2 protein-coding genes are annotated in these 902 nt (G+C 44.0%); one reads left to right on the top strand and one right to left on the bottom strand.

All coding sequences use genetic code 11. The features are described from left to right. On the top strand, positions 1 to 552 hold a 552-nt coding region (locus A3766_RS25285; RefSeq protein WP_197479738.1), incomplete at its 5' end, for a nitrilase-related carbon-nitrogen hydrolase. 6 nt (positions 553 to 558) lie between these two features. Here A3766_RS25285 and yjgA read toward each other — a convergent pair. Continuing rightward, positions 559 to 902 (bottom strand): ribosome biogenesis factor YjgA (yjgA, locus tag A3766_RS25280; protein ID WP_156498138.1); only part of this gene is annotated, 344 nt, incomplete at its 5' end.

Here is a 902-nt window from a genome sequence, read left to right as displayed (position 1 = left end):
TCACAAGGGAAGCAACGATATTTTAGTCGTAGTCTTCTGATTAATATCTCAGGTGAAGTACAGGCCTACTATGATAAGCAACATTTATTTGATGTTGAGGTCGGTGATGAGCATGGCGAGTATCGTGAGTCGGATACCTTTTGTCCCGGTGAAAGAACCGTAGTTGAAACGATAAGTTTCGAAGATGGTACTCAGGCCGGAATCGGATTTTCAATTTGCTATGATTTGCGCTTTCCAGAGATGTATCAGGACATGCGTAGGGCAAGGGCAAAAATATTACTTGTACCTTCTGCTTTTACCGAAAAAACCGGCCAAGCTCATTGGGAGTTATTGTTGCGTGCGCGAGCTATTGAAAACCAGTGCTTTGTTATTGCTGCAAATCAGGGTGGAGAGCATAGCCGTGGGCGTAAAACTTGGGGACAGAGTATGATCATCGACCCTTGGGGAAACATATTAAACCAGCTCGGCAAAGGAGCTGGTATTTGTAGTGCGAATTTGGATTTTAAAGGCTTGAATAAAATTCGCGCAGCGATGCCGCTATTTTCAAGTTAGCTGGCTTTACTCAATATCTTGAGTAATCGTTCGAATATATTGAAACAGCTTTTTACCCGCGCCAGTATTCTTTTGCTGGTCGTGATCTTTCTTAGCGTTGCGAACGAGCGCTCTCAGGTGTTGTACGTCTGTATCAGGGTTGTCGGAAATAAAATTACTAAGCACATCATTTCCACCGCTAATCAAACGGTCTCTCCAGGACTCCATTTGGTGAAGCTCTTGAGCATATCGTTGACTGCTGGAGTCAAACTGATCAATTGCGAACTGAATCGCTTCAGCGTCTTCTGCGCGCATTAGCTTACCAATGAATTGAAGGTGCCGCCTTTTCGCCTCATTTTGACGAATATTGT

The sequence above is a fragment of the Oleiphilus sp. HI0132 genome (genome assembly GCF_001635845.1).
Note: the sequence above shows the minus strand (reverse complement) of the source record. Positions and strands in the feature narration are given on the sequence as shown.